This window comes from Acidovorax sp. GW821-FHT10E03 (genome assembly GCF_059415205.1).
Map to the genome: position 1 here is coordinate 178412 of NZ_JBWKMU010000015.1, position 26126 is coordinate 204537.

Sequence of the window (26126 nt, forward strand, 5' to 3'; positions counted from 1 at the left end):
CCCGCCCGTGCGCCCTCGCGGTGCGCGCGCTCCCGGGCTCCCCGGGTCATCCGCCCGCCGCAGCGGCGTTCGCCGCGCGGTGTGGTGCCTGGCCCGCGTCAGGACCGCGGGGGCGGCGGGGCCGTGCCCGGCTCGATCCCCGTCACCACACGCGCATACCGTGCAAAGCTCCAGTACGCCCAGGCCCAGTCGAGCAGCACCACCAGCCGGTTGCGGAAGCCGATCAGGAAATACACGTGCGCAAACAGCCAGAACAGCCAGGCAAAGTAGCCCGAGAACCGCACCGGCCCCGCGGGCGAGGTGAGGTCCACCACGGCGGAGTTGCGGCCGATGGTGGCGAGGTTGCCGTAGTCGCGGTAGCGAAACGCTTGCGTGGCCTGGCCGCGCAGGCGGCGCAGGATGTTGGCGGCCGCCGCGCGGCCCATCTGCTTGGCGCCGGGCGAGACGCCGGGCACCGGCCGGGGAGGCTGGCCGGGCGCGTGGCTCTGGGCGGCGGCCAGGTCGCCGATCACGCTGATCTCCGGGTGGCCGGGCAGCGTGAGGTCGGGCGCCACGACCACGCGGCCCGCGCGGTCGATCGTGCAGCCGGTGGCCTCGGCCAGATGGCGGCCCAGCGGGGAGGCCGCCACCCCGGCCGCCCAGATGATGCATTTGCTCTTGATTTGATAGCTGACTGCGCTTGATGAGCTGGCGTCAGGGGGCGATTCGACCCTCAGGCCGTCACCGTCGATGGTGGTGACGCGGGCCTGCAGGCGCACTTCCACGCCCAGTTTTTCCAGCTGCTCCCTGGCGCGCTGGCTCAGTGCTTCCGGCATGGCCTGCAGCACCCGCGTGCCGCCTTCGAGCAGGATGATCCTGGCGCTGGCCGGGTCGATGTGGCGGAATTCGCCCGGCAGCGTGTGGCGCGCGATCTCGGCCAGGGTGCCCGCCATCTCCACGCCGGTGGGCCCGGCGCCCACGACCACGAAGTTGAGCCAGTCGGCGCGGCGGACGGGGTCGGGCTCCTTCTCGGCGGCCTCGAAGGCCAGCAGGATGCGGCGGCGGATCTCGAAGGCATCGTCCAGCGTCTTGAGCCCGGGCGCGTGCGTGGCCCATGCATCCTGGCCGAAGTAGCTGTGCGTGGCGCCGGCCGCGACGATGAGGTGGTCGTACGGCAGGGGGGCGGAGGGATGGGGGCCGTCCTTCAGATACACGGTGCGCGCCGCCACGTCGATGCGCGTGACCTCCCCGAGCAAGGTGGTGGCGTTGGGCTGCTGGCGGAACAGGTGGCGGATGGGGGCCGCGATGGCGGGGGCCGACAGACCGGCGGTGGCCACCTGGTACAGCAGCGGCTGGAAGAGGTGGTGGTTGGTCTTGTCGACCAGGGTGATGTCCACGGCCGCGCCGCGCAGCGCCCGGGCGGCTTCCAGGCCGCCGAAGCCGCAGCCGATGATGACGACGCGGGGGCGGGACGAAGGGGTGGAGGCTGGGGTCATGCCCCCATTATTGGGGCACCGCCCGCGCCGCTTCAGGGAGGGCCCATGAACCCCATGTCCACCGGATAGTCGGGCCGGCCGGCGGCGGCGCCGAAGTGCGTGATGTTGGGCAGCACGCCGGCCATTTCGCTGTCGGCCACGCCAAACCACCTGGCCAGGGTGGCCGCGTACTGGTCCACCGAGGTGGTGGGCAGCAGGCGGCCCTGGCCCACGTGCCACTGGTCCTCGGGGGCCGCGGTGTTGGTGATGCTCACGGGCGGTGCGCTGCCGTAGAACGCCTTGCCCTTGACGGCGCCGCCCACCACCAGGTGGTGGCTGCCCCAGCCGTGGTCCGAGCCGTCGCCGTTGGAGCTCAGCGTGCGGCCGAAGTCCGACGCGGTGAACGCGGTCACCTTGTCGGCCACGCCCAGTTCCACCGTGGCGCTGTGGAAGGCCGTCAGGGCGTCGCTCACGCGCTGCATCAGCAAGGGCTGCTGCGAGATCAGGTTGTCGTGCAGGTCGAACCCGCCCAGCGACACCATGAACACCTGGCGCTTGCTGCCCAGCGCGTTGCGCGAGCCGATGAGGCGGGCCACCATCTTGAGCTGGTCGGCCAGCGAATTGTTGGCGGGGAACGGCGTGCCCAGCGTGGTGCCGGCCAGCGCGCCGGTGATCTGGCTTTCGGACGTGACCGCGCGGGTGGTCACGCGGGTGTACTCGTTCTCCAGCGTGTGCGCGCTGGGCTGCTGGATGAGCGCCGACAGCGCGCCGCGCACCGCGCTGGACCCGTAGACATTGTTCTTCACGCCGTTGATGGCCACGGCGCCGTTCGTGCTGACCTGGTATTGCAGGGCCGAGTCGCCCGAGAGGAACACCGCGTTGCCGGTGACGGCGATGCAGGTGAACAGCGAGTTGCCGTTGGACGAGAGTGCCAGGTCGCCGATGTTGCCGCCCCAGCCCACGGTGGAGCCCTCGGGCGAGGACGACTGCCACACCGACTGCTGGTCGTTGTGCGAGAACAGCTTGGGCGGGACGGGGTAGGCCTTGCGGTCGGGGCTGTTGTACTGCGCGCGCGTCAGGGGCACGACCAGCGGGCCGACGTTCAGCTGCACGGCGGCCTTGCCGCTGTTGAACAGGCCCGCCAGCCCGGTCATGGCGGGGTGCAGCGCGTATTGGCGCCCGTCGGGCAGCGGCGTGGAGGGGTTGAGCAGCGTGGGCGTGAGCGAGGCCTTGGGCAGCGCGATGCTGCCGCGGATGGCGCTGTAGCGGCCGTGGCTGGCGTCGTCGTAGGTGACCACGGTGTTGGCGTAGTCGTTGCCGCCATAGAGGAACACGCAGACCAGGGCCTTGTAGTCGTTGGCCGCGAAGGCGGCTGCCTCGCCCATCGCGGCGAGGTTCATCGCGAAGGGCAGGGCCGTGCCCGCCAGGCCCAGCTGGGTGGAGCGGCGCAGGAACGCGCGGCGGGTGTGGAGTTCGGGTTGAAGCAGGTGCATGGCGTGGCTTCTCGGGTGCGGTCCGGGCTTGTTGCTTATTTCTGGATGAGGTACTCGGCCGAGGCCATGACCAGGAAGACGGCGGCCGCCACGCGGTCGCGCCGGACGTTGTCCGCGCTGGCCGCGGTGACGTTGGTGGCCTTGAGCGCATCGGTGATGAGCTTGACGGTGCCGGCCGAGAGCTGGCCCGCGCACATGAGCAGGTTGATGCGCGCGACGAGCGCGTCCGCGTCGGCGACCAGCGCCAGTTCCTGCGCGTAGCTGGCCTTCAGGTCGAAGCCGTTGTTGGCGGTGCTGGCGTTGTGGGGCAGCTCCGGCGCGTTCACGAAGATGCCGTTGCGGATCACGCCCTGCATGAAGTTGAGGTAGCCGCCCACGCTGCTTTCGTTGACCAGCTGGAACTCGGGCGCCACCGCGCCATTGGCCGCCAGCGCGGTGGACGGCGGGATGTAGCCAGGCCGAAAGAAGTTGAACACCGAGGGCGAGCGCAGCGGGCTTTGCCCCAGCCGCGAGCCCGGGTCGCTGAAGTTGCCGATCTTCCAGCTGCCCTGGGCCGACTCCAGCCCGAAGGTGCGGCCCCACTGGACAAACCGCAGCATGGGCTCGCGCAGCTTGCCAAACCCGGGCTGGGCGAGGCCGGCGGGCGCGCGCGCCTCGTCGTCGAGCAGGATGGCGCGGACCACCGCGCGCATGTCGCCGCGCACGCCGGCACCGTTGTTGTTGAAGGCGGCGGTCACGCGCGCCACGTAGGCGGGCGAGGGGTTGCTGGTGACCAGCCGCTGGATGAGCTGCTTGCCGATGAACGGGCCCACGTTGGGGTGGTTGAACAGGGTGTCCAGCGCCGTCTTGAGGGCCGCCGCGCCCGGCGTGTTGGCCGGGATGGTGGTGCCCAGGAAGGAGGCCGCCAGCGTGGAATGGCGCGACTCGGTGAGCGCCATCGGCAGGCGCGCGAAGGTGGTGCCGGGCACGACGCGCGTGGTTCCCGGCACGGTGGTCGGCGTGTTCTGCGACTGGTCGTAGTCGTAGCCGGTGAACACGCGCGCCAGGTTGGTCACGTCGCTTTGCGTGTAGCTGTCGATGGGCTTGCCCGCGCTGTCGCGCTGGGGCGTGCCATCGGGGTTGAGCAGCACCAGGCCGATCGACATGAGCTGCATCACCTCGCGCGCGTAGTTCTCGTCGGGCTGGCGGCCGGTGGCGGCGTTTTCCTTCTGGTTGCCGCGCGTATTGAGGTAGTAGCCCATGGCCGCGTTGAGCGTCACGTCCTGCAGCAGGTTGCGGTAGTTGCCAAACGCGTTGGCCACCAGCTGGTCCCAGTACCACGCGAGGGCATGGCTGCGCCAGCTCAGGTCCAGGCCCGAGAGCGACACCACGCAGATCTCCGACAGCGCGAGCGCCACCCGCTTGCGCACCCCGTCGCTGGACTGCAGGAGCTGGTGCCAGATCATGTAGTCGCCCGGGTAGGTGTTGTCGTAGTAGGCCGTGTCCTTGTTGACGTCGGCGTAGCCGCGCTGGTTCAGCCAGTCCCAGCCGCTCAGCGACGGGGGGGCGCTGAACTGGCTCTCCAGCCAGCTGGCGTAGGTGGTGGAGCGCAGGGCGGCGATGTCCGCGGTGGAGGCGGAGAACTGGGCCTGCAGCAGGAAGCGCGCGGCCTCCGCGTCCGTCAGCGGAACCGTGTGGGTTGCGCCGGGCAGTGCGGAACCGGCGCCCGGGCTGGCTGTCGTGCCTTCTTCCCCGCCACCTCCGCCACCGCCGCAGGCCGCCAGCGCCGCGGATGCGGCCAGCCCGGCCAGCAGGGGAAGGGGGTTCTTCGTGTCTTGGGAAGAAACGGCGGCCGGCGCGGGGTGGCGCGGGCTGTCTTGTGCCTCGCCCGCAGTCTGCGTTGCGGGAGGCGCCTCGGAGGTGGTGTGCATGGATCGTGGGGGGTGAAGGTGCGCGTTCAAAACCAGCGCATTTCAGGACTTCACCACATGCCGTTGCGGCGTGGAAACACAAGCGTTACCAAACGAAACAGCTTGCTGGGAAGGGGCCGCGCGTAACAGTGGAGCAGTGATGGCAAATTGCAACACTTTGTTGGCCGCCGGCGAGGGGAGCCGCCTTCGCCGCCGCGCCCTGTCCTTCAGCCGCCGTAGTCCTGTGCTGACGCGTGCTGCGTGGCATGGCCTACGGTCCCCGCGGCGAATCATTTCTAGAGTCAATCCCATCGCATCACGCACCTGTTCCACGCATTCCGGGTGGATGGCTGACGCGAAATCTTTTCGAGGATGCACGCCATGAATGAAGACACCGTCAAGGGCAACTGGAAGCAGTTCAAGGGAAAAATGATCGAGCAGTGGGGCAAGCTCACGAATGACGATTTCGACGTCATCGATGGCAAGCGCGAACAGTTCCTGGGCAAGCTGCAGGAACGCCAGGGCATCGCCCGCGACGTGGCCGAGAAGCAGCTCAGCGACTGGCAGGCCCGCCACCCCGATTTCCGCTTCAACGACTGAGGCCACGGCCCCTTCGTTTCCCGGCCCCTCCCTTCCTATTTCTATCCATTACCGATCGAGGAGAAACCCATGAAATTCACCCGCACCCTGATGGCTTCTGTCGCAGCCGGCCTGCTGGCCACTTCCGCCTTCGCGCTGACGGACGCCGAATACAAGGCTGGCAAGGAACGCATTTCCGCCGACTACAAGGCCAGCAAGCAAAAGTGCGATGGCCTGCAAGGCAACGCCAAGGACATCTGTGTGAAGGAGGCCAAGGGCGCCGAGGACGTGGCCAAGGCCGAGCTCGACGCGCAGCACAAGCCCAGCCCCAAGGCCACCCGCAAGGTCGCCGACGCGCGGGCGGATGCGGCCTACGGCGTCGCCAAGGAAAAGTGCGACGACCTCAAGGGCAATGACAAGGACGTGTGCGAGAAGGATGCGAAGGCAGCCCGCGTGAAGGCCAAGGAAGATGCCAAGGTGGCCGAGACCCAGGCCAAGCCCGCGGACAACGCCGCCGAGAAGAACGCGGCGGTGGCCGAGGCCCGCAAGGATGCCAACGCCGAAAAGAACGATGCCGCCTACAAGGCCGCCAAGGAGCGCTGCGACGCGATGTCCGGCGACCTGAAGTCCAAGTGCGTGGATGACATGAAGCGCATGTACGGCAAGAGCTGAGCGCGCAGGGCCCCGGCCCGCGCCCACCCAGGAGCCCCGCCCCGTGCGGGGCTTTTTTCATGGGGATGGCCGCGGCCCTGGGGCGGAACCCTGACCTGCATCAATATGCGGGCCGCCGCGAAAAACTAACCTCGCTCCCCTGTCTTTGACCTGGTGCACAAGGGGATTTGCATGGCTCAACTCGAATGGTCCGACGCCCTGGCCCTGGACCTGGCCCTGATGGACGACACCCACCGTGAGTTCGTCGACCTGCTGGCCGCCGTCGATGGCGCGGACGACGCGCGCCTGCTGGCTGCCTGGCAGGCGCTGGTGGAGCACACCGACCACCATTTCGGGCAGGAGGACGCCTGGATGGCCTCCACGCGCTTCGCATCGGGCAACTGCCACAGCATGCAGCACCGGGTGGTGCTGCAGGTGATGCGTGAAGGCACCGCGCGTGCGCAGCAGGGCGACCTCGCGGTGCTGCGCGTGATGGCCAGCGAACTGGCCCTGTGGTTTCCGCAGCATGCGCAGAGCATGGATGCCGCGCTGGCCCTGCACTTGCGCCGCGTGGGATTCGACCCCGTCTCGGGCGTGGTGCACGCCCCCGGGGCGCTGCCGGGCGAGCTGATCCACGGATGCGGCGGTGCGACCTGCTCGGAGGACGCGGGGGCTCCATCGCCCGCCGCCGCCTGCGCACCGCAGGAAGCGGTGGCCTGACCTTTCTCCCGCCTGCCGGTGCGCCAGGCCCGGCCAGCCGCAATGGCTGGGATGGGTAATGCGCTTTTGTTTTGATAGCTGCCATCGCTTGCCAATCAAGCGATGGCGGCTATTTTCATCAAAAACCCGGCGCCGGGCACTCAGTGCCGCGGGCTGCGCGGCAGCAGCAGGCCCGCCATGCGCCACGACAGGTCGCGCAGCGCCCTGCGCAAGGCGGGGGAGTCGGTGGGGCCGCAGGCCGCATCGGGGGCGCCGCACGGGTGGTAGGCCGCCTCCAGCACGTGCTGCTTGGCACTGAGCAGCGCCGCCCGGTCCTGCGCCCGCAGGGCCGCCGTCAGCTGGTCGCGGTGGCGCTGGACGCGCTCGGCTTCCGCCGGGGTCAGCGTGGGCACGGGTGCGCCGGTGCATGCCGCCGGGTCCGCCAGGTGCTGCGCCCAGGATGTCGGCGCGGTGTGCGTTCTCATGCGGCCTCCGCGCGGGGTGCGGTGGGGCGGGCGGCGGGCGGGGTGGGGCGGCTTGGCGCGCCGCCTTGCGACAGCCCGTACCAGTTCACCTTGCGCGTGAGCACCATCACGGCCGCCAGCACCAGGAAGAGCGCGATGGCACCGACGACCAGCGCCGTCTGCTCCAGCTGCAGCAGCAGGTACAGCAGGCCATACAGCAGCGCGATGCCGGCCCCCAGGGGAATGCCGCGCGCCAGGCTGCCCAGCATGTGGCTGGCATAGTAGGCCAGCAGCAGCACGCAGGCGGTCGCCGCCACGGCGTAGGAGGCGCCGAACGGCAGGTGCTCCGACAGGCTCACGAGCAGCAGGAAGAAGCTGCACAGCGCGCTGCCCACCAGCAGGTACTGCACGGGGTGCACGCGCAGCTTTTTCATCAGCTCGAACAGGCCCACGGCCACGAAGGTGAGGGCGATGAACAGCACGCCGTACTTGGTGGCGCGGTCGGAGAGGGAGTAGGGGTTCACCGGGTCGACGAAGGCCACGCTGAAGCTGTCCGCGCAGTCGCCCGGCGTGGCGCCGGAGGGCGCGTCGTCGCCGCGGGCGCCATCGTCCGCGCCCCCCAGGCAGATGCGCTTGCCGTGGGCGACATCGGCCTGCGCCGTGGTGGCCAGCGACGACAGCCGCCATTGCGCCGAGAAGCCGGTCTTCTTGACCTCCCGCTCCGACGGCAGGAAGCGCCCCGCGAACGAGGGGTGCGGCCAACTGCTGGTCATCACCACCTCGGTGCTGCCCCCCAGGGGCACGATGGCCAGGCGCTCGGTGCCCACCAGTTCCAGGTCCAGCGTGGCGGTCAGGCCATCGGCCTTGCCGCGCACCGATTCGGGCAGCACGGCGTGCAGGCCCCGGCTGTAGGTGGGGTGGAAGGTGCCGGGCTTGAGGGCCAGGGCCTGGTCCGCCAGCGTGAGCTGCGCCGTGCGGATGCCGCGCGCGTCGCCCACGGCCATCATCGCGATGGGCGCGCCGCAGTGCATGCGCGAGTTCTTCATGGTGCTTTGCGGCTCGAGGCTGGCCAGCGACCCCCACTGCGCCGTGACGTGGGCCTTGAGGTTGTAGGTGTTCACCTTGTGCAGGCCGCGCGCGCGCTCCTCCATCGCCGCGCCCGTGCTCAGCTTGAGCTGCTCGGGCATGGCCGTGAGCAGGAACTCGCGGCGCTGCTCCACCATGCGGCGCTCGTCGCCCTTGCCGGTTTCCACGTCCCAGGTCTCCACGCAGGCGCTGTGGATCATGGGGCCCATCAGCGTCTGCGGCCCGGCCAGGCTGTCGGCCACGCTCTGCGCGGTGAGGCTGCGGTAGCGCTGGCGGTCGCGCACCACGTTGTCGATCATGCCCAGGCCAAGGAGCAGCAGCAAGGTGACGGCCGCGAGCGCGGCCAGTTTGGTGAACAGGGGGTGCTTGAACAAGAGGTCCTCCACAAGTGAATGTTGTGGAGGCAGTGTTGTGGGCCGGTGTGAGGGCGCTATGAAGTTTGTGAGGCCAGTGTGAAGTCTGGTGCCGCGCCGCCATGACCTGCCAGGTCATCGACGGCCGCGCCCCTTGCGCCTACAACCACCGCTTCACAACAAAGGGGCTGGCATGCGCCATGTGGTCGCGGTGATTCTGGGGGTGGTGGCGGTGGTCCACGCCCTGCCCGTGGTGGGGGTGCTGGGGGCGGGCAGGCTGGCGCAGCTGTACGGCACCCCGGTGCCGGATGCGGGGCTGGAGCTGCTGCTGCGGCACCGGGCCGTCCTGTTCGGGCTGCTGGCCGCCTTCATGGGGTATGCCGCCATGCGCCCCGGACTCCATCGGCTGGCCCTGGTGGCGGGGCTGGTGAGCGTGGTGTCCTTTCTGCTCCTGGCGTGGCTGCAGCGGGGCAGCGGCCTGGGCGCCCCGCTGGCCGTGGTCGTGCGGGTGGACGCGGTGGCGCTGGCCCTGCTGGTGGCGGGGGTGGCCGTGCACCTGCGCCAGCGGAGCTAGGCCGCGGCAAAGTCCAGCGTGGCGCGCAGCCCCGGTGCGGTGTTGCGCACCACCAGCTGCCCCCCGTGCAGCGCCATGACGCGCCGCACGATGGCCAGGCCCAGGCCCGAGCCGCTGCGCTCGCCCCCCGGGCGCGCCGTGGTGAAGAAGCGCTCGCCCAGGCGCGGCAGCGCGTAGTCGGGCACGCCCGGGCCGCTGTCCTGCACGGCCACGCAGCTGCCTTCCAGCTCCACCTGCACGGTGCTGCCCTGCGGGGCAAAGTCGATGGCGTTGTCCAGCAGGTTGGTGAGCGCCAGCGTCACCAGTTCGGCTTCCCAGGGGCCGCTGCTTCCCGTGCCGGCCAGCGCGAGCGTGATGCCGCGCTGAGCCGCGCGCGCGCGGGTCTGGCCGATGGCGGCGCGGGCGCAATCGTGCAGGGCCACGGGCGCACGGCCCTCGGCGTGGTGGCGCTGCTCCAGCTTGGACAGTTCCAGCAGCCGGTCGATGATGCGCTGCAGGCGCTCGCTCTGCTGCACCACCTGGGTGGCGAATTCGGCGCGGTCGGCGGCGGGCAGGTCGTCCTGCAGGAGTTCGCCCGCGCCCCGGATGGCGGCCACGGGGCTCTTGAGCTCGTGCGTGAGGGCGCGCACGTAGCCCTCGATGTAGTCGCGCCCTTCCAGCCGGGCGCGCATGCGGTCCATGGCGCGGGCCAGGTCGCCCAGCTCGCCGGGCACCTGGGGCACGGCCAGGGCCGCCATGGGCGGGGTGTCGGGGTCGCGGTGTTCGCCGTCGGCCGGCCCCTGCACGCTCAGGGCGTAGTCGCGCAGGCGGCGCACGTTCCAGACCATCCACAGCGTCACGGCCACGCCCACGGCGGCCGAGAGCGCCAGCAGCAGCAGCCCGCCCATGAACACCTTGCGCTCGGCGCGGTCGATGAAGCGCTGCACGGTGCGCGTGGGCTTGGCCACGGTCAACACGCCGGCGATCTCATTGTTCACATAGATGGGGGCCGCCACGTGCATCACGCCGCTGGTGTCGTCGCCCTCCACGTCGCGCGTGGAGCGCGCGCCGTACTCGCCGCGCAGCGTGCGGGCCACGTCGCGCCACCGCGAATAGTCAGCGCCGATGGCGCGGTTTTCGGAGTCGAACAGCACGCGCCCCGTGGTGTCGGTCACGTAGATGCGGTAGTCCAGCGACTGCTTGGAGAAACCCCAGATCGCGGCGTCGATGGGCCGGCTCGCATAGCGGCGCACGTGCTGCGCGAACGGGCTGTGCTGGCCCGTGCCGTCGGACAGCCGGCCGGCCGCCAGGTCCTCGCTGGCCAGCTCGGCCAGGATGTTGGCCGTGTCCACCATCATGTCCTCCATCACCTCGCGCACGCTGGGCTTGATCTCGGCCATGAACACGCGCAGCACGAAGAACGCGGCGATGCCGTTGATGAGGAAAAACGCAAAGAGCAGGCGGATGCCGAGGCGCATGGATCTGTGGGGTTTGCTTCAAGAACAATATCTGTCAGCGCTTGATGGGCAAGCGCCAGTGGCCCATTTGGTTTCAGACGTCAAGGCAGTAGCCCATGCCGCGGTGCGTGCTGATGTACTCGCGCGCCGGGTCCACTTCGCGCAGCTTGGCGCGCAGGGTCTTGATGTGCGTGTCCACCGTGCGGTCGGTGCTGTCGCTGTCGTCGCCCCAGGCGGCGGCCAGCAGCGCGTCGCGCGAGTGGATGCGGCCCGCGCCGCGCAGCAGGCACGACAGGAGGCGGTATTCGCGCCGCGTCAGCGGCAGGGCCTGGCCGTGCAGGCTGATGCGCTGCCCGGCCTCGTCGTCATGGAACAGGCTGGCCGTGGCGGTGGGCGCCGCGGCAAGGCGGGTGCCCGCGCGCCGCAGCAGGGCCTTCACGCGGGCCGCCAGCTCGCGCGGGCTGAAGGGCTTGGCCAGGTAGTCGTCGGCGCCCAGCTCCAGGCCCAGCACGCGGTCGATCTCCTCGCCATGGGCGCTGAGCATGAGCACGGGAACGGCCGCGGTCTGCGGGGCGCCGCGCACATCGCGCAGCAGGTCGAGCCCGCTGCCATCGGGCAGGCCCACGTCCAGCACCAGGAGGTCAAAGCGGTGCGAGAGCATCTGCTGGCGCGCGTCGTGCACCAGCAGGCTGTGCGTCACGGACAGCCCGTCGCGTTCCAGCGCGTACGCCACGGTGCGGGCGATGGCGGGGTCGTCCTCCAGCAGCAGAAGCCTTGCAGACATGCCTAGTCGCCCCTCGTGCTGCGAGACACCCGCGGCATACGAAACTGGCACGGTCGCGGCCGGGAAGGCCGCCGAAGGCGATTCAGGGGGTGCTCCATCTCAGCGGGCGATGAGGATGGGAAAGAGCTTGCCCAGCCCGTCGGCCATCACTTCCACGGCCAGCGCGGCCAGGATCAGGCCCATCAGCCGGGTCATCACGTTGATGCCGGTCTTGCCCAGCACGCGCGCGATCGGGTCGGCCAGCGCGAAGCACACGGCCGTGGCCAGGGCGATCACCACGCCGTAGCCCACCAGGGCGGCATGCTGCCAGAAGGTCTGCGCGCGGTCGGCGTAGATCACCACGGTGGACATGCTGGCCGGCCCGGTGAGCAGCGGGATGGTCAGGGGCACCACGGCGATGCTGCTGCCCGCGGCGGCCTTCTCGGCGCCTTCCTCGTATTCGTTGGTGCTGGGCTTGGCCTCGGCGGGCTGGGCGTTGAGCATGTTCATCGCGCTGATGAGCAGCAGCATGCCCCCGCCCACCTGGAAGCTCTGCAGCGAGATGTTGAAGAAGTCCAGGATCTGCAGGCCCAGCAGGGCGCAGGCGGCGATCACGCAGAACACGCTGAAGCTCGCCACCTGGATGGTGCGCCGCCGCTGGGGGTACGAGAAACCCTGCGTGTAGTGGATGAAAAAGGGAACGATGGCCAGCGGGTTGACGATGGCCAGCAGGGTGATGAGGGGTTTGAGGTCCATCAGGGCGCTCCGGGAGGCAGGGGGCAGGGCGGTGGATCGGGCTGGGCCCGGCAAGGCAGCGCACAGGCGCCGCCGCCGGGCTGCTGTGCGCGAGTATGCGGTGTTTTTGGCGCGGTTTGGCGCCCGCGCATGCTGCACCGCAGCGCTCTAGCGCCCGCCCGAGACGTCCATCAGCGTGGCGGTGGTGTAGCTGGCGGCGGGCGACATCAGCCACACGATGGCCTCGGCCACCTCCTCGGCCGTGCCGCCGCGCAGCATGGGCACCTGGTGCGAGAGGTCGCGCACGCGGTCGGGCAGGCCGCCGCTGGCGTGGATGTCGGTCTCGATCAGGCCGGGGCGCACGGCGTTCACGCGGATGCCGTCGGCGGCCACCTCGCGCGCCAGCCCCAGGGTCATGGTGTCGATCGCGCCCTTGGCGGCCGCGTAGTCCACGTACTGGCCCGCCGCCCCCAGCCGCGCGGCGGCGCTGGACACGTTGACGATGCTGCCGCCGGCCCCGCCGTGGCGCGTGCCCATGCGCAGCACGGCCTCGCGCGCGCAGACGAAGCTGCCGATCACGTTGATGTCGAACATGCGCTTGAGGCGCGCCACGCCCATCGCCTCCACCCGCGCGGGCACGTCCACCACGCCAGCGTTGTTCACCAGGGCCGAGAGGCGGCCCAGCTGCGCGTCCACCGTGCGGAACATGGCCATCACCTGCGCCTCGTCGGCCACGTCGGCCTGCACCGCCAGGGCGCGGCCGCCCTGGGCGGCGATGGCGGCGACCACGGCCTCGGCGGCGCGCGCGTCGCGGGCGTAGTTGACGGCCACGGCCCAGCCCTGGCGCGCCGCCAGCCGGGCGGTGGCCGCGCCGATGCCGCGCGACCCTCCGGTGATCAGTGCTACTTTGTGGGTGTGGGTCACTGCAAGGACTCCTCTGAAAATGGCCCGCATTTGAACAGAGGTCCGCTCAGCGGCCAGAATGGCGCGTTCAGCGGGCGCCGGGACCGGCGCGTGGGGGAGCCCCGGCACCCGCGCTGGCCGCATGCCCCCGAGTCACACATCAGTCCATCAACGCAGCAAGGAGTCAATGCCATGGGTCAATTCGTCAATCTGACATCAAGCGATGGTCTCGCCGTGCCCGCCTGGGTGGCGCAGCCCGATGCGGCGCCGCGCGGTGCGATTGTGGTGCTACAGGAAATTTTTGGCGTGAACTCGCACATCCGCGCGGTGGCCGACCGGTTTGCCGCGCGCGGCTACCTGGCCGTCGCACCGTCGACGTTTCACCGCGTGCAGCAGGATGTGGACATGGGCTACACCGGCGACGACATGAAGGCCGGCATGGGTCTGAAGGCCGCGGTCGAGGCCTTGCCCGCGCCAGGCGTGATGCCCGACATCCAGGCCGCCATCGACTACGCCGCGCAGCAAAGCGGCCGCAAGGTCGGCATCGTGGGCTTTTGCTGGGGCGGCCTGTTGACCTGGCGCGCGGCCTGCACGCTGAGCGGGCTGTCGGCGGCCGTGCCTTATTACGGCGGCGGCATGACCTCAGCCGACGAAGCAGCGCGCCACCCGCAGGTGCCGGTGCTGGCGCACTTCGGCCAGCGCGACCACTACATCCCGCTCGACACCGTGCAGGCATTTGCCCGCGCCCATCCCGAGGTCGAGGTCCACATCTACGACGCCGACCACGGCTTCAACTGCGACCAGCGCGGCAGCTACGACGAGCCTTCGGCCATGGCCGCGCGCGACCGCACGCTGGCGTTCTTCGACAAACATCTCGCCTGAGGGGCGGCACCATGGCCGCCCCGCTTCAGAGTGTGAAGCCTTTTTGGCATCTGGCGCTTGCTGGTAAGGCGCTGGTAGCTATCGGTTTGATAGCGTTCGGGGTCCAGCCTCATGCGGCCGACTATCCCGGGCCGCTGTTCGACGCCCACCTGCACTACAACGAAGAGGCGTGGGACGGCAAGAACGGCCCGCACCCGCCGGCCGACGTGCTGGGCCGCATGCAGAAAAGCGGCGTGCGGGCCATCGTGGCCAACTCCCGGCCCAACACCGGCTCGCTCACGCTGGCCGGCCTGCGCGAGACGCGCGAGGCCGGCGTCGCCGTGGTGCCCTTCGTGCGGCTGTACCGCAGCCGCGCCGACTACACCGGCTGGTTCGCCGACGAGAGCATCTACGCCATGGTGCAGGCCGAGCTGGCGCGCGGCACGGCGGCCGGGCCGTACCGGGGCATCGGCGAGTTCCACCTGTACGACAGCGCCAATGCCGACGGCCCGGTGGCCAGGAAGCTCATGGCGCTGGCCGAGGAGCGCGACCTGGTGGTGCTGGCCCATGTGGACGACGTGGCCATCGACAAGCTCATGGCGCACACCCCCACGCAAGGGCGCAAGCTGCGCCTGATCTGGGCGCACACGGGCATCGGCGGTGCGCCGGCCGAGCGGGTGGACGCGCTGCTCGCGCGCTACCCCGGCCTCGTGGGCGAACTCTCGTACCGGCCGGGCCTGGTGTGCGACGACGACCAGCTGTGCCCCGCGTGGCGCGCGCTGCTGCTCAAGTACCCCACGCGTTTTGTCGTGGGCTCCGACACCTGGGTGAACCAGCGCTGGCAGCACTATGAAAGCCTCATGCAGGGCTACCGCACCTGGCTGGGCGGCCTGCCCGCCGACGTGGCGCGCAAGGTCGCGTGGGACAACGGCGCCGGCCTGTTCGGCGTGGCGCGGCCCTGATCTGTCCCCGCGCGGTCCGCGCATCCTCCTCTTTTTCAGGCCACCGGTCCCCTCCCGCACAACACCATGCTCGAGCTTCACCACGCCCCCAGCAGCGCCGCCATGGTGCCGCACATCCTGCTTGAAGAGCTGGGCACGCCCTACGCGCGCGTGCCCGTGGACATCGGCCAGCGCGCCCACCAGGCGCCCGCCTATCTGCGGCTCAACCCCAACGGGCTGGTGCCCGTGCTCACCGACGGGGACCTGGTGCTCTACGAGACGGCCGCCATCACCCTGCACCTGTGCGACACCCACCCCGCCGCGGCCCTGGCGCCCGCGCTGGGCACGGCGCAGCGCGCGCAGTTCTACAAGTGGCTGATGTGGCTCACCAACACGCTGCAGGCGACGCTCATCGTGTACTTCTATCCCCACCGCTGGGTGGACGAGGGCCATGAGGCCGGCATGCTGGAGCTGCAGCGCCACGCGGAGCTGCGCATCGACGGCCTGCTGGCGCAGCTCGACGCCGAGCTGGCCCGCCACGGCGGCCCGTGGTTCCTGGGCGCGGGCTACAGCGCGCTCGACGCCTACGTGTTCACGCTGTGCCGCTGGACCCGCAACTTCCAGCGCACCGCGCCGGCCCGCAGCCGCCCCCACCTGGGGCCGTACCTGCGGCGCATGCTGGAGCGCCCCGCCGTGCAGCGTGTGCTGTTCAACGAGGCGCTGGCCGAACCCTTCGTCTGACGGCGGCGGGCAGGCGCGCTCTCCTACCTGCTCGTGCGCGCCAGATAGCGCTTGCGCCAGAACACCAGCACCAGCGCCACGGCGATGAACGCCATCGAGCCCATCGCCCACCAGAAGCCGTTGGCCTTGTGGATCAGCGGAATGAACTCGAAATTCATGCCGAAGATGCCGGCGATGAGGTTCAGCGGCAGGAACACGGCGGTGAGCGCCGTGAGGGTGCGCATGATGTCGTTGGTGCGGTTGCTCTGCACGGAAAAGTGCATCTGCACGGCGGTCTCCGTGCTCTGCTCCAGCCGCCGCACGTGGTGCACCACGCGCTCGATGTGCTCCAGCACGTCGCGGCTGCGCACCTTGAGCAGGTCCAGCTCGCGCAGGCCGGCGGGGGTGTCGGGCAGGGCCCAGGTTTCGAGGGCGTCGATCCAGTCCTGCACGGCGGTGCGCTGGTCCTCGCAGATTTCATCGAGCTTGTGCAGCGCCAGTCGCGCCTCGAGCAGCGAGCTCCAGTTCACGTAGCGGGCGCGGGGCTTGAGCAGTTCGGTCTGCCAGTGGTCCAGCTGGCGCGTGAGTTCGCGGCGCAGGTCCAGGTAGCCGTCCACCATGAGGTTGACCACGCGCAGCATCAGGTCGGCCGGGCTGGTGGGCCGGCGCGCCCCGGGCACGGGGCTGCTGCGGCCCTCGCTCGCGGGGGCGGGCGTGGCGGCCAGCAGGCGCGCGGCATACGCATCGCGCACGGCGCAGTCCGTGGGGTGCACCGTCAGCAGCAGTTGGTCGAACACCGCGAAGCCCACGGGGCTGGTGTCGATGCGGCGCAGCACCGGCGGGCCGGCCCGCCTGAGCGGGGAGGCGGCGTCGCCGGGCTGCCCCGCCTCGGCCTCCGGGCCGCCGCCCTGCGCGGTGGCCAGCCGGCGGAACACGAGCAGGTCGTACTGGGAGGTGTAGTCGTAGTGCGAGGGAAGCTGCGCGTTCAGCAGGTCGGAGACATGCAGGTCCACCAGCTGCAGCCCCACCAGGGCCTGCAGGCTCGCCTGGATCTCGGCCAGCCGTGCCTGGAAGGCCGGGCGCGCGCAGGCGATCCAGACAAAGCCCTGGGCAGGCATCTGCGTGGGCAGCTCGGCCAGCTCCTGCACGCTGCCGCTGTGGATGTGAAAAATGCGCATGCAACCCTGGGTGGCAATAAAAAGTGCTTCTGGCGCTTGTCCATCAAGCGCTGGCAGCTCTTATTTTCGGAGCAAGCGCGCGGCATCGCGCGCAAAGTAGGTCAGCACGCCGTCGGCGCCCGCGCGCTTGAAGGCCAGCAGCGACTCCATCATCACCGCGTCGTGGTCCAGCCAGCCATTGGCGGCGGCGGCCTTGATCATGGCGTACTCGCCGCTCACCTGGTAGGCGAACGTGGGCACCTTGAATTCGTCCTTCACGCGGCGCACGATGTCCAGGTAGGGCATGCCGGGCTTGACCATCACCATGTCGGCGCCCTCGGCGATGTCGATGGCCACCTCGCGCAGGGCCTCGTCGCTGTTGCCGGGGTCCATCTGGTAGACGTTCTTGTCGGCCTTTCCCAAGGCGCCGCGCGTGCCCACCGCGTCGCGGAAGGGGCCGTAGAAGGCGCTGGCGTACTTGGCGCTGTAGGCCATGATGCGGGTGTGGATGTGGCCCTGCACCTCCAGCGCCTCGCGGATGGCGCCGATGCGCCCGTCCATCATGTCGCTGGGCGCGACGATGTCCACGCCCGCCTCGGCGTGCGTGAGCGCCTGGCCGGTGAGGATCTCCACCGTGTCGTCGTTGATGATGTAGCCGGTGTCGTCGAGCACGCCGTCCTGGCCGTGGCTGGTGTACGGGTCCAGCGCCACGTCGGTCATCACGCCCAGGGCCGGAAATTCCTTCTTCAGGGCGCGCACCACGCGCGGGATCAGGCCGTCGGGGTTGAGCGCCTCCTTGCCGTCGGGCGTCTTGAGCGCAGGGTCGATGGCCGGGAACAGCGCCAGCACCGGAATGCCCAGCTGCACGCAGTCCTCGGCCACGGGCAGCAGCAGGTCCAGGCTCAGGCGGTCCACGCCGGGCATGGAGGTCACGGCCTCGCTGCGGCCCTGGCCCTCGTGCACGAACACGGGGTAGATCAGGTCGTGCGGCGTGACGGCGTTCTCACGCACCAGATTGCGGGTGAAGGCATCGCGGCGCAGGCGGCGCGGGCGGTTCTGGGGGAAGGGGGCGGGGCTTTGGAGATGCATGTGAAGATTATCCCCCTGAGCCGCTGCGCGGCTTCCCCCAGAGGGGGACGCACCCGGTGGACCGGCAAAGCCGGATCCACGGGTGCACTGGCATGGCGGAGCGCCCGTTGCCAAACGCTGGCGCCGCAGCGCCGCGCCCTGGAAATGCCGCTTGTAACACCTCTTGCCCGGTGCTAAATTGGCGCCGGGCGGCTTGCTGCCCCCCGCTTTCCCTCCCTGAGCGGGGCCTTGGATTGCAGCGATGCAAAACAGGCTTTCCCGGCCCGGCGGATTTGCCGGGCTTTTTTTTGGCGTGGCCCCGGCGGCATGGTGCGGGCCCTTAAACTGCCCCCATGCTCTGGGTCAAAGCCTTTCACATCGTCTTCGTGGCCAGCTGGTTTGCCGGCCTTTTCTACCTGCCGCGCATCTTCGTCAATCTGGCGATGGTGGCGCCGGGCTCGGCCGCGGAGCGTGACCGCCTGCTGCTCATGGCCAGGAAGCTGCTGCGCTTCACCACGCTGCTGGCCGTGCCCGCGCTGGCGCTGGGCGCGTGGCTGTGGATGGGCTATGGCATCGGGCGCGGCCCGGGCAACGGCTGGATGCACGCCAAGCTGGCGGTGGTGCTGCTGGTGATCGGCTACCACCACGCCTGCGGTGTGCTGCTGCGCAAGCTGGCCAACGGCACCAGCCGCAGGAGCCATGCGTGGTTCCGCTGGTTCAATGAAGTGCCGGTGGTCCTGCTGCTGGCCGCCGTGGTGCTGGTGGTGGTCAAGCCGTTCTGAAGTGGGCAGCTCCCTGCGGCGCCGCGCGCCTTCTCCCTGGTCCCCTCTACCGGCCCGCTGCGGTGGCCGGGCCCCGCGCGGCGCCCCTGCCCTGTACCGCGCCCGTGCTTGCGGGGCATGGGTGATGCATGGCGCCATGGATGGCTGAGACGGCATGCACAAGACCTCCGCCTGGCCTCTGGCGCTGATCTACACGGCGCTGATCGTCTTCGCCAGCCTGTTCCCGTTCGACGGGTGGCGCGCGCAGGGCATCGATCCCCTGGTGTTCCTGCTGGCGCCGTTGCCGCCACCGTACTGGACGGGCTTCGACATCGCCACCAATGTCGTGGGCTATGCGCCGCTGGGTTTTCTGCTGGTGCTGGCCATGCTGCGCTCGGGCTGGCGGCGCGGCGCGGTGCTGCTGTCCACGCTGGTGGGCGTGCTGCTGTCGCTGGCCATGGAGTTTCTGCAGATCTACCTGCCCCGGCGCGTGCCCTCCAACCTGGACCTGCTGCTCAACGCGGCGGGGGCGCTGGTGGGGGCGCTGAGTGCCGCGCTGCTGGAGCGCGCGGGCGCCATCGACCGCTGGAGCGACTTCAGGGGGCGCTGGTTTGTCGCCGATGCCAGCGGCGCCATCGTGCTGCTGGCGCTGTGGCCCCTGGCGCTGCTGTTCCCGGCGGCCGTGCCGTTCGGGCTGGGCCAGGTGCTCGAGCGGCTGGAGGCCGCGCTCATCGAGCTGCTGGCCGATACCCCGTTCCTGGAATGGCTTCCGCTGCGCGACGCCGCGTTCGACCCGCTCTCGCCCAGCGGCGAGCTCCTGTGCGTGACGCTGGGCTTGCTGACCCCCTGCCTGCTGGGCTACTGCGTGATCCGCTCCGTGGGCCGGCGCGCGCTGTTTGCCCTGGGGGTCGTGGCCGTGGGCGTCACGCTCACCGCGCTGTCGGCCGCCCTGAGCTGGGGGCCCGTGCATGCCTGGGAGTGGATGGGCCTGCCCACGCGCGTGGGCGTGTGGGGTGCGCTGGCGCTGGCGCTGCTGCTGCTGGCGCTGCCCCGGCGTGCCTGCGCGGCCGTGCTGCTGGTCGCGCTGGTCTGGCACCTTGCGCTGCTCAACCAGGCGCCCACCAGCGCCTACTTCGCGCAGACGCTGCAGATCTGGGAGCAGGGCCGGTTCATCCGTTTTTACGGCCTGGGCCAGTGGCTGGGCTGGCTGTGGCCCTATGCCACGCTGCTGTATGTGCTGTTGCGCGTGTCCCGGCGCGAGTCGCAAACCTAAAATGGGTGGATGAGCGACACCAACCCCTCGCCGGCCGCAGCGCCCGGCTACTACCAGCGCCACATCTTTTTCTGCCTGAACGACCGGACCAACGGCGAAGACAGCTGCGCCCACCACAACGCGCAGGCGGGCTTTGACCGCTGCAAGGCGCAGGTCAAGGCGGCCGGCCTGGCGGGCGCCGGCAAGGTGCGCGTGAACAAGGCGGGCTGCCTGGACCGCTGCGCGGCCGGCCCCGTCGCGGTGGTCTACCCCGAAGGCACCTGGTACACCTATGTCGACGATGCCGACATCGACGAGATCGTCGAGTCGCACCTCAAGAATGGCCAGATCGTGGAACGCCTGGTGCCACCGGCGGAACTCGGGCGCTGAAAGCGCCTCCATCCTGGACTTTGGAATGATTTCAGCCGCTGGCGCACGACTGCCGTGCGCTAACAGCTATTGATTGAGTAGCAATTCGTGAATGCCCAAACCGAACGCCTGAGCTTGTCCGGCGCCGCTGGCGCCATCGAGGCCGTGCGCGATGCCGCCGCGCCAGACGGCGGCGCGCCTCCCCGGGGCGTGGCCATCATCGCGCACCCCCATCCCCTCTTTGGCGGCACCATGGACAACAAGGTGGTGCAGACGCTGGCGCGCGCCTTCGTGCAGTGCGGCTGGACGGCGGTGCGCTTCAACTTCCGGGGCGTGGGCGGCAGCGAAGGCGTGCACGACGAAGGCCGGGGCGAACTACAGGACCTGTTGGCCGTGGTGGAACAGGTGGCGCCCGCGGGCGACGCGGGGCCGCGCATCGCGCTGGCGGGTTTTTCGTTCGGCGCATTCGTCACCAGCCACGCGCTGGCCGCCCTCTGGCCGCAGGGCCGCGTGGACCACGCGGTGCTGGTGGGCACCGCAGCCAGCCGCTTCACCGTCGCCCCGGTGCCCCCCGACGCCCATCTGCAGACCCTGGTCGTGCATGGCGAGCAGGACGACACCGTGCCGCTTTCCGCCGTGATGGACTGGGCGCGGCCCCAGATACTGCCTGTCACAGTCATTCCCGCGGGCGGCCATTTCTTTCACGGACAATTGCCGCTTTTGAAAAATCTGGTGGTGCGCCACCTGCGGTCGGGGGGCTGAAACGCCCCGGCCGCGGCAGGCCACGCCGCCGCGCCTTCCTGTCCCGTCTTTCTTCTTCATTCCCTTTTTTCCTCGAGCCTTTCCAGCCCCCTATTGCCCCATGAAACGAATCCTGTCCGCGCTGCGATCCCTGGCCGTCCTTGCTGCGGTGGCCCCTGCCGCCTTCGGGGCCTTTGCCCAGGCGCCACAACCTCCCGAAATCGCCGCGCGCACATACCTGCTGGTGGATGTCACCGCCAACCAGGTGCTCGCGGCCAAGGACATCGATGCTCCCGTCGAGCAGGCCTCGCTCACCAAGCTCATGACCGGCTACCTGGTGTTTGATGCGTTGCGCGCCAAGAAGATATCCCTGGAGCAGAAGCTGCCCGTGAGCGTGCGCGCCTGGAAGATGCCCGGCTCGCGCATGTTCATCGACCCCAAGATGCAGGTGCCGGTGGAAGACCTCATCAAGGGCATGATCGTGCAGTCGGGCAACGACGCCACCATGGCGCTGGCCGAAGGCGTGGGCGGCACGGCCGAGAACTTCGTCAAGCTCATGAACGACCAGGCCCAGGCACTGGGCATGAAGGGCACGAGCTACAAGAACCCCGAAGGCCTCACCGAACCCGGCCACACCACCACCGCGCGCGACCTTTCCGTGCTGGCCATGCGCCTGATGAAGGACTTCCCGGAGTACATGCACTACTACTCCACCAAGCAGTACAGCTACCCCGGCACCCCCGCGTCGAACGGGAGCAACCGCAATTCGCTGCTGTTCCGCGACCCGACGGTGGACGGGCTCAAGACCGGCCATACCGCTGCCGCGGGCTACTGCCTGGTGGCCACGTCCAAGCGTGAATTCCCCGGCGTGGGCCAGCGCCGCCTGCTGTCCATCGTGCTCGGGGCCGCCAGCGAAAATGCGCGTGCGAATGAAAGCCAGAAGCTGTTGAACTGGGGCTATACCGCGTTCGAGGCCGTCAAGCTGTTCGAGGCCGGCAAGCCCGTGGCCACGCCCGCCGTCTGGAAGGGCACGGAAAACACCCTCAAGATCGGCCGCGAGGAAGCCATCGTCGTGGCGGTGCCCTCGGGCAGCGCAGGCAAGATCACCACGCAGATCGCACGGCCCGACCCGCTGGTGGCACCGTTCACCAAGGGCCAGTCCGTCGGCCACCTCAAGGTGATGCTGGGCGAGCAGGCCCTGGCCGAGGTGCCCCTCATCGCGCTCGAAGGCGTGGATCAGGCGGGGATCCTGGGCCGGGCCTGGGATGCGATCCGGCTGTGGATCAAGTAGCAGGACCATCCCCCTGAGGCGCTGCCGCGCCTTCACCCCGTCTCCCGAATGGCTGCGCCATTCGGGAAGGGGCGCGCAGCCAGTGCAGCGGGGCGGCCCTTGCACGGCTGCTCTGGCATGGGTCGCACGCTTTCAAGAGCGGCGGGCAATGTTGGCGTACCGGGATGGGTTTTAAGGGGAACGCCCCACGGCACTTGCCCGTTGGGGTCCATGCTGCTACATTAGAAGGCTTTTCGGAATTTCCGAAGGGTTTCACGTTTTCGTTTTTTACGTTTAGGGACGTATTTCATGCCAACCATCAATCAACTAGTCCGTCAGGGGCGCGAGGTCGAAAAGATCAAGTCCAAGAGCCCTGCGATGGAGAACTCCCCCCAGCGCCGCGGCGTGTGCACCCGTGTGTACACCACGACGCCAAAGAAGCCTAACTCCGCTCTGCGGAAGGTCGCCAAGGTTCGCCTGACCAACGGTTTCGAAGTGATTTCCTACATCGGCGGTGAAGGCCACAACCTGCAGGAACACAGCGTGGTGCTGGTTCGCGGCGGTCGTGTCAAGGACTTGCCCGGTGTGCGTTACCACATCGTGCGCGGTTCGCTCGACTTGCAAGGCGTGAAAGACCGCAAGCAATCGCGCTCCAAGTACGGTGCCAAGAAGCCCAAGGCCAAGTAAGCCCTGCGCTTTTGCACAACAGAATTTTCGGTGCTGTCTCCCGCGTGGCGCGGTGATGCAGCGTAGTGACCCCAAACGCAGGTGTTCTGCGCGGGTCGAGTAAGTGGGAGTCCTGATTGGCTCTCGCGGTGTCTGAAAAGATGCCAACTGAAGCAAAGATAGAGGTGAAAAATGCCACGTCGTCGCGAAGTCCCCAAACGTGAAATCCTGCCGGATCCCAAGTTCGGCAATGTAGAGCTGTCCAAATTCATGAACGTGATCATGGAAGGCGGCAAGAAGGCAGTTGCAGAGCGCATCATTTACGGCGCCCTGGAACTGATCGAGAAGAAGCACCCTGACAAGGACCCTCTGGAAGCGTTCACCGTTGCCATCAACAACGTGAAGCCCATGGTCGAAGTGAAGTCCCGCCGCGTGGGCGGTGCCAACTATCAGGTGCCCGTCGAAGTGCGCCCTGTCCGTCGCCTGGCCCTGTCCATGCGCTGGATCAAGGAAGCCGCCCGCAAGCGCGGCGAGAAGTCGATGGCCCAGCGTCTGGCCAACGAGCTGCTCGAAGCCACCGAAGGCCGTGGCGGCGCCATGAAGAAGCGTGACGAAGTGCACCGCATGGCCGAAGCCAACAAGGCATTCAGCCACTTCCGCTTCTAAATCGACGAACTGCCCTCGTCGTCAAGCGCAAGGCTGCCGGCATTCTTGCCTGCAGCCTTGTGGCGATTGAGGCGGTCACAAAATTGACGGGTCGCAGCGCCACAATGCTGGGCCCTTCCCCTGAATAACACGACCCATCCAAGGATCCACCATGGCTCGCAAGACTCCCATCGAGCGCTACCGCAATATCGGTATCTCGGCCCACATTGACGCTGGCAAGACCACGACCACCGAACGTATCCTGTTCTACACGGGCGTGAGCCACAAGATTGGTGAAGTGCACGACGGCGCTGCCACCATGGACTGGATGGAGCAGGAACAAGAGCGCGGCATCACGATCACCTCGGCTGCCACGACCTGCTTCTGGAAGGGCATGGACAACTCCTACGAAGAGCACCGCTTCAACATCATCGACACCCCCGGTCACGTGGACTTCACGATCGAAGTGGAACGTTCGATGCGCGTGCTCGACGGCGCCTGCATGGTGTACTGCGCCGTGGGTGGCGTGCAGCCCCAGTCGGAAACCGTCTGGCGCCAGGCCAACAAGTACAAGGTGCCCCGTCTGGCCTTCGTGAACAAGATGGACCGTACCGGTGCCAACTTCTTCAAGGTCTACGAGCAGATGAAGCTGCGCCTGAAGGCCAACCCCGTGCCCGTGGTGATCCCGATCGGCGCCGAAGACAAGTTCACCGGCGTGGTCGACCTGCTCAAGATGAAGGCCATCCTGTGGGATGAAGCCTCGCAGGGCATGAAGTTCACCTACGAAGAAATTCCAGCCGACCTGGTTGCATCCGCCAAGGAATGGCGCGAGAAGATGGTGGAAGCCGCTGCTGAAGCCTCCGAAGAGCTGATGAACAAGTACCTGGAAGAGGGCGACCTCTCCGAAGCCGAGATCAAGTTCGGCCTGCGTACGCGTACCATCGCCACGGAAATCCACCCGATGCTGTGCGGTACCGCTTTCAAGAACAAGGGTGTGCAGCGCATGCTGGACGCCGTGATCGACTACCTGCCAGCACCGACGGACATTCCTGACGTGACTGGCACGGACGAAGACGAAAAGCCTGTCACCCGCAAGGCGGATGACAACGAGAAGTTCTCGGCCCTGGCATTCAAGCTGATGACCGACCCGTTCGTGGGCCAGCTGACCTTCGTGCGCGTGTACTCCGGCGTTCTGAGCAAGGGCGACACCGTCTACAACCCCATCAAGGGCAAGAAGGAACGTATCGGCCGTATCGTGCAGATGCACGCCAACGAGCGTCAGGAAGTCGAAGAAATCCGCGCCGGTGACATCGCTGCCTGCGTGGGCCTGAAGGACGTGACGACCGGTGAAACGCTGAGCGACATCGACTCCCAGATCATTCTGGAGCGCATGGTGTTCCCTGAGCCTGTGATCACGCAGGCTGTGGAACCCAAGACCAAGGCCGACCAGGAAAAGATGGGCATCGCGCTGCAGCGCCTGGCTGCAGAAGATCCATCCTTCCGCGTGAAGACCGACGAAGAATCGGGCCAGACGCTGATCGCCGGCATGGGCGAGCTGCACCTGGAAATCATCGTGGACCGCATGAAGCGTGAATTCGGCGTGGAAGCCAACGTGGGCAAGCCCCAGGTGGCCTACCGCGAAACCATCCGCAAGACGGTGGAAGAAGCCGAAGGCAAGTTCGTGCGCCAGTCCGGCGGCAAGGGCCAGTACGGTCACGTCGTGCTCAAGATCGAACCCAACGAAGCCGGCAAGGGCATCGAGTTCGTCGACGCGATCAAGGGCGGTGTGGTTCCTCGCGAATTCATCCCGGCCGTGGAAAAGGGTATCAACGAAGCCGTCACGCAAGGCGTGCTGGCCGGCTACCCCGTGGTGGACGTCAAGGTCACGCTGCACTTCGGTTCGTACCACGATGTGGACTCGAACGAACTGGCGTTCAAGATGGCTGCCATCTTCGGTTTCAAGGAAGGCTGCCGCAAGGCCAACCCCGTCATCCTGGAACCCATGATGGCCGTGGAAGTGGAAACGCCTGAAGACTACGCCGGCACGGTGATGGGCGATCTGTCCTCCCGCCGTGGCATGGTCCAGGGCATGGACGACATCCCGGGCGGTGGCAAGGCCATCCGCGCCGAAGTGCCGCTGTCGGAAATGTTCGGCTACTCGACCTCGCTGCGTTCCGCGACGCAAGGCCGCGCCACGTACTCGATGGAATTCAAGCACTACAGCGAAGCGCCTCGCAACGTGTCCGAAGCCATCATGGCTGCACGTGCCAAGTAAGCGCGTCGAGTGAAAGGTCTGCCCTGGGCAGCCTTTCCTCTTTTTTTTGAGTCAAATTGGCTGCTGGCGCTTGTCTATAAAGCGCTAGCAGCTATTAAAACAGTAGCAAAATTCTTGCAATCTGCGACCCGGTGCCGTCCTGTTGCCCTGTGCGGGACGAACCAGCAATCGGGTGCAGACGTTAAACCCCAACACAGGCATTGCTCTTTGGAGATTCAAAATGGCAAAAGGTAAATTCGAACGGACCAAGCCTCACGTCAACGTGGGCACGATCGGCCACGTGGACCATGGCAAGACGACGCTGACGGCGGCCATCGCCAC

At 68.4% G+C, this 26126-nt stretch carries 27 protein-coding genes; 16 read left to right on the plus strand and 11 right to left on the minus strand.

Annotation, left to right across the window (positions count from 1 at the left end; translation table 11 throughout):
- Positions 1-98 precede the first annotated feature (98 nt).
- Genes AC07OD_RS24620 through AC07OD_RS24630 form a run of 3 tightly spaced genes read right to left on the minus strand, consistent with a single transcriptional unit; the run spans position 99 to position 4857 of the window.
- Entirely contained in the window at positions 99-1475 is a 1377-nt protein-coding gene (locus AC07OD_RS24620) for an NAD(P)/FAD-dependent oxidoreductase (RefSeq protein WP_494598269.1), read from the minus strand.
- Positions 1476-1507: 32 nt separating this feature from the next.
- On the minus strand, positions 1508-2947 hold the full coding sequence (locus AC07OD_RS24625; protein ID WP_369641141.1) for a DUF1501 domain-containing protein: 1440 nt from the start codon (positions 2945-2947) through the stop codon (positions 1508-1510).
- A gap of 35 nt (positions 2948-2982) precedes the next feature.
- Entirely contained in the window at positions 2983-4857 is a 1875-nt protein-coding gene (locus AC07OD_RS24630; protein ID WP_494598270.1) for a DUF1800 domain-containing protein, read from the minus strand.
- 360 nt (positions 4858-5217) lie between these two features.
- On the opposite strand from AC07OD_RS24630, the gene AC07OD_RS24635 reads away from it, so the two are divergent.
- The 3 genes from AC07OD_RS24635 (at position 5218) to AC07OD_RS24645 (ending at position 6786) form a co-directional block, all read left to right on the plus strand.
- Complete coding sequence (locus tag AC07OD_RS24635; RefSeq protein ID WP_142149166.1) at positions 5218-5436, plus strand: CsbD family protein; 219 nt, start codon at positions 5218-5220, stop codon at positions 5434-5436.
- A gap of 69 nt (positions 5437-5505) precedes the next feature.
- A complete protein-coding gene (locus AC07OD_RS24640; protein ID WP_218296690.1) occupies positions 5506-6087 on the plus strand; it encodes a hypothetical protein in 582 nt (193 codons plus the stop codon).
- A gap of 171 nt (positions 6088-6258) precedes the next feature.
- Entirely contained in the window at positions 6259-6786 is a 528-nt protein-coding gene (locus AC07OD_RS24645; RefSeq protein WP_494598271.1) for a hemerythrin domain-containing protein, read from the plus strand.
- A gap of 140 nt (positions 6787-6926) precedes the next feature.
- On the opposite strand, the gene AC07OD_RS24650 is transcribed toward AC07OD_RS24645, so the two are convergent.
- Positions 6927-7250, minus strand: a complete 324-nt coding sequence (locus tag AC07OD_RS24650) for a hypothetical protein (protein ID WP_494598272.1) — start codon at positions 7248-7250, stop codon at positions 6927-6929.
- A complete protein-coding gene (gene creD / locus AC07OD_RS24655) occupies positions 7247-8689 on the minus strand; it encodes a cell envelope integrity protein CreD (protein ID WP_218296692.1) in 1443 nt (480 codons plus the stop codon). Before creD ends, AC07OD_RS24650 begins: the two co-directional genes overlap by 4 nt.
- Before the next feature lie 172 nt (positions 8690-8861).
- On the opposite strand from creD, the gene AC07OD_RS24660 reads away from it, so the two are divergent.
- A complete protein-coding gene (locus AC07OD_RS24660; RefSeq protein WP_218296693.1) occupies positions 8862-9242 on the plus strand; it encodes a phosphopantetheine adenylyltransferase in 381 nt (126 codons plus the stop codon).
- On the opposite strand, the gene creC is transcribed toward AC07OD_RS24660, so the two are convergent.
- The 4 genes from creC to AC07OD_RS24680 form a co-directional block, all read right to left on the minus strand.
- Entirely contained in the window at positions 9239-10699 is a 1461-nt protein-coding gene (gene creC, locus AC07OD_RS24665) for a two-component system sensor histidine kinase CreC (protein WP_369641143.1), read from the minus strand. The two genes, AC07OD_RS24660 and creC, sit on opposite strands and share 4 nt — an antisense overlap.
- Positions 10700-10772: 73 nt before the next feature.
- Positions 10773-11462 carry a two-component system response regulator CreB gene (gene creB, locus AC07OD_RS24670; RefSeq protein WP_218296695.1) on the minus strand — a complete coding sequence of 230 codons (690 nt, stop codon included), beginning with the start codon at positions 11460-11462 and terminating at the stop codon, positions 10773-10775.
- A gap of 99 nt (positions 11463-11561) precedes the next feature.
- Positions 11562-12197 (minus strand): MarC family protein, encoded by a 636-nt coding sequence (locus AC07OD_RS24675; RefSeq protein ID WP_494598273.1) that lies wholly within the window; start codon positions 12195-12197, stop codon positions 11562-11564.
- A 147-nt stretch (positions 12198-12344) separates the two neighbouring features.
- The gene (locus AC07OD_RS24680; RefSeq protein ID WP_218296697.1) at positions 12345-13100 is read right to left on the minus strand and encodes an SDR family oxidoreductase; all 756 of its coding nucleotides are present in this window, start codon (positions 13098-13100) and stop codon (positions 12345-12347) included.
- A gap of 171 nt (positions 13101-13271) precedes the next feature.
- Here AC07OD_RS24680 and AC07OD_RS24685 point away from each other — a divergent pair, with 171 nt between their 5' ends.
- The 3 genes from AC07OD_RS24685 to AC07OD_RS24695 all read left to right on the plus strand — a co-directional run bounded on the left by AC07OD_RS24685 (position 13272) and on the right by AC07OD_RS24695 (position 15622).
- A complete protein-coding gene (locus AC07OD_RS24685) occupies positions 13272-13961 on the plus strand; it encodes a dienelactone hydrolase family protein (protein WP_218296698.1) in 690 nt (229 codons plus the stop codon).
- 11 nt (positions 13962-13972) lie between these two features.
- Complete coding sequence (locus tag AC07OD_RS24690; RefSeq protein WP_255594809.1) at positions 13973-14902, plus strand: amidohydrolase family protein; 930 nt, start codon at positions 13973-13975, stop codon at positions 14900-14902.
- Between the two features lie 66 nt (positions 14903-14968).
- Entirely contained in the window at positions 14969-15622 is a 654-nt protein-coding gene (locus AC07OD_RS24695) for a glutathione S-transferase family protein (RefSeq protein ID WP_218296699.1), read from the plus strand.
- A gap of 23 nt (positions 15623-15645) precedes the next feature.
- Here AC07OD_RS24695 and AC07OD_RS24700 read toward each other — a convergent pair whose 3' ends face one another.
- The gene (locus tag AC07OD_RS24700; protein WP_369641145.1) at positions 15646-16779 is read right to left on the minus strand and encodes a magnesium transporter CorA family protein; all 1134 of its coding nucleotides are present in this window, start codon (positions 16777-16779) and stop codon (positions 15646-15648) included.
- A 60-nt stretch (positions 16780-16839) separates the two neighbouring features.
- Positions 16840-17847 carry a porphobilinogen synthase gene (gene hemB / locus AC07OD_RS24705; protein WP_492808091.1) on the minus strand — a complete coding sequence of 336 codons (1008 nt, stop codon included), beginning with the start codon at positions 17845-17847 and terminating at the stop codon, positions 16840-16842.
- A gap of 332 nt (positions 17848-18179) precedes the next feature.
- Here hemB and AC07OD_RS24710 point away from each other — a divergent pair, with 332 nt between their 5' ends.
- From AC07OD_RS24710 to AC07OD_RS24750, 9 genes are all read left to right on the plus strand, one after another.
- Complete coding sequence (locus AC07OD_RS24710) at positions 18180-18608, plus strand: CopD family protein (protein WP_218296702.1); 429 nt, start codon at positions 18180-18182, stop codon at positions 18606-18608.
- A 154-nt stretch (positions 18609-18762) separates the two neighbouring features.
- Positions 18763-19860: a VanZ family protein gene (locus AC07OD_RS24715; protein ID WP_218296703.1), complete on the plus strand. Its 1098-nt coding sequence runs from the start codon at positions 18763-18765 to the stop codon at positions 19858-19860.
- Between the two features lie 9 nt (positions 19861-19869).
- Positions 19870-20229 carry a (2Fe-2S) ferredoxin domain-containing protein gene (locus AC07OD_RS24720; RefSeq protein ID WP_218296704.1) on the plus strand — a complete coding sequence of 120 codons (360 nt, stop codon included), beginning with the start codon at positions 19870-19872 and terminating at the stop codon, positions 20227-20229.
- An 87-nt stretch (positions 20230-20316) separates the two neighbouring features.
- Positions 20317-20970: an alpha/beta hydrolase gene (locus AC07OD_RS24725; RefSeq protein ID WP_218339103.1), complete on the plus strand. Its 654-nt coding sequence runs from the start codon at positions 20317-20319 to the stop codon at positions 20968-20970.
- A gap of 100 nt (positions 20971-21070) precedes the next feature.
- A complete protein-coding gene (locus AC07OD_RS24730) occupies positions 21071-22240 on the plus strand; it encodes a D-alanyl-D-alanine carboxypeptidase family protein (protein WP_218339102.1) in 1170 nt (389 codons plus the stop codon).
- A gap of 288 nt (positions 22241-22528) precedes the next feature.
- A complete protein-coding gene (rpsL, locus tag AC07OD_RS24735) occupies positions 22529-22906 on the plus strand; it encodes a 30S ribosomal protein S12 (protein WP_007851137.1) in 378 nt (125 codons plus the stop codon).
- Between the two features lie 171 nt (positions 22907-23077).
- Positions 23078-23551 (plus strand): 30S ribosomal protein S7, encoded by a 474-nt coding sequence (gene rpsG, locus AC07OD_RS24740; protein WP_005798541.1) that lies wholly within the window; start codon positions 23078-23080, stop codon positions 23549-23551.
- Positions 23552-23702: 151 nt separating this feature from the next.
- Positions 23703-25805 carry an elongation factor G gene (gene fusA, locus AC07OD_RS24745; RefSeq protein ID WP_218296707.1) on the plus strand — a complete coding sequence of 701 codons (2103 nt, stop codon included), beginning with the start codon at positions 23703-23705 and terminating at the stop codon, positions 25803-25805.
- Between the two features lie 220 nt (positions 25806-26025).
- Positions 26026-26126 (plus strand): GTP-binding protein (locus tag AC07OD_RS24750; RefSeq protein ID WP_029951219.1); only part of this gene is annotated, 101 nt, incomplete at its 3' end.

Coding starts and splice junctions, on each gene's coding strand:
- AC07OD_RS24620 (WP_494598269.1), bottom strand. CDS start 1,475: ATGACCCCAGCCTCCACCCCTTCGTCCCGCCCCCGCGTCGTCATCATC.
- AC07OD_RS24625 (WP_369641141.1), bottom strand. CDS start 2,947: ATGCACCTGCTTCAACCCGAACTCCACACCCGCCGCGCGTTCCTGCGC.
- AC07OD_RS24630 (WP_494598270.1), bottom strand. CDS start 4,857: ATGCACACCACCTCCGAGGCGCCTCCCGCAACGCAGACTGCGGGCGAG.
- AC07OD_RS24635 (WP_142149166.1), top strand. CDS start 5,218: ATGAATGAAGACACCGTCAAGGGCAACTGGAAGCAGTTCAAGGGAAAA.
- AC07OD_RS24640 (WP_218296690.1), top strand. CDS start 5,506: ATGAAATTCACCCGCACCCTGATGGCTTCTGTCGCAGCCGGCCTGCTG.
- AC07OD_RS24645 (WP_494598271.1), top strand. CDS start 6,259: ATGGCTCAACTCGAATGGTCCGACGCCCTGGCCCTGGACCTGGCCCTG.
- AC07OD_RS24650 (WP_494598272.1), bottom strand. CDS start 7,250: ATGAGAACGCACACCGCGCCGACATCCTGGGCGCAGCACCTGGCGGAC.
- AC07OD_RS24660 (WP_218296693.1), top strand. CDS start 8,862: ATGCGCCATGTGGTCGCGGTGATTCTGGGGGTGGTGGCGGTGGTCCAC.
- creC (WP_369641143.1), bottom strand. CDS start 10,699: ATGCGCCTCGGCATCCGCCTGCTCTTTGCGTTTTTCCTCATCAACGGC.
- creB (WP_218296695.1), bottom strand. CDS start 11,462: ATGTCTGCAAGGCTTCTGCTGCTGGAGGACGACCCCGCCATCGCCCGC.
- AC07OD_RS24675 (WP_494598273.1), bottom strand. CDS start 12,197: ATGGACCTCAAACCCCTCATCACCCTGCTGGCCATCGTCAACCCGCTG.
- AC07OD_RS24685 (WP_218296698.1), top strand. CDS start 13,272: ATGGGTCAATTCGTCAATCTGACATCAAGCGATGGTCTCGCCGTGCCC.
- AC07OD_RS24690 (WP_255594809.1), top strand. CDS start 13,973: ATGGCCGCCCCGCTTCAGAGTGTGAAGCCTTTTTGGCATCTGGCGCTT.
- AC07OD_RS24695 (WP_218296699.1), top strand. CDS start 14,969: ATGCTCGAGCTTCACCACGCCCCCAGCAGCGCCGCCATGGTGCCGCAC.
- AC07OD_RS24700 (WP_369641145.1), bottom strand. CDS start 16,779: ATGCGCATTTTTCACATCCACAGCGGCAGCGTGCAGGAGCTGGCCGAG.
- hemB (WP_492808091.1), bottom strand. CDS start 17,847: ATGCATCTCCAAAGCCCCGCCCCCTTCCCCCAGAACCGCCCGCGCCGC.
- AC07OD_RS24710 (WP_218296702.1), top strand. CDS start 18,180: ATGCTCTGGGTCAAAGCCTTTCACATCGTCTTCGTGGCCAGCTGGTTT.
- AC07OD_RS24715 (WP_218296703.1), top strand. CDS start 18,763: ATGCACAAGACCTCCGCCTGGCCTCTGGCGCTGATCTACACGGCGCTG.
- AC07OD_RS24720 (WP_218296704.1), top strand. CDS start 19,870: ATGAGCGACACCAACCCCTCGCCGGCCGCAGCGCCCGGCTACTACCAG.
- AC07OD_RS24730 (WP_218339102.1), top strand. CDS start 21,071: ATGAAACGAATCCTGTCCGCGCTGCGATCCCTGGCCGTCCTTGCTGCG.
- rpsL (WP_007851137.1), top strand. CDS start 22,529: ATGCCAACCATCAATCAACTAGTCCGTCAGGGGCGCGAGGTCGAAAAG.
- rpsG (WP_005798541.1), top strand. CDS start 23,078: ATGCCACGTCGTCGCGAAGTCCCCAAACGTGAAATCCTGCCGGATCCC.
- fusA (WP_218296707.1), top strand. CDS start 23,703: ATGGCTCGCAAGACTCCCATCGAGCGCTACCGCAATATCGGTATCTCG.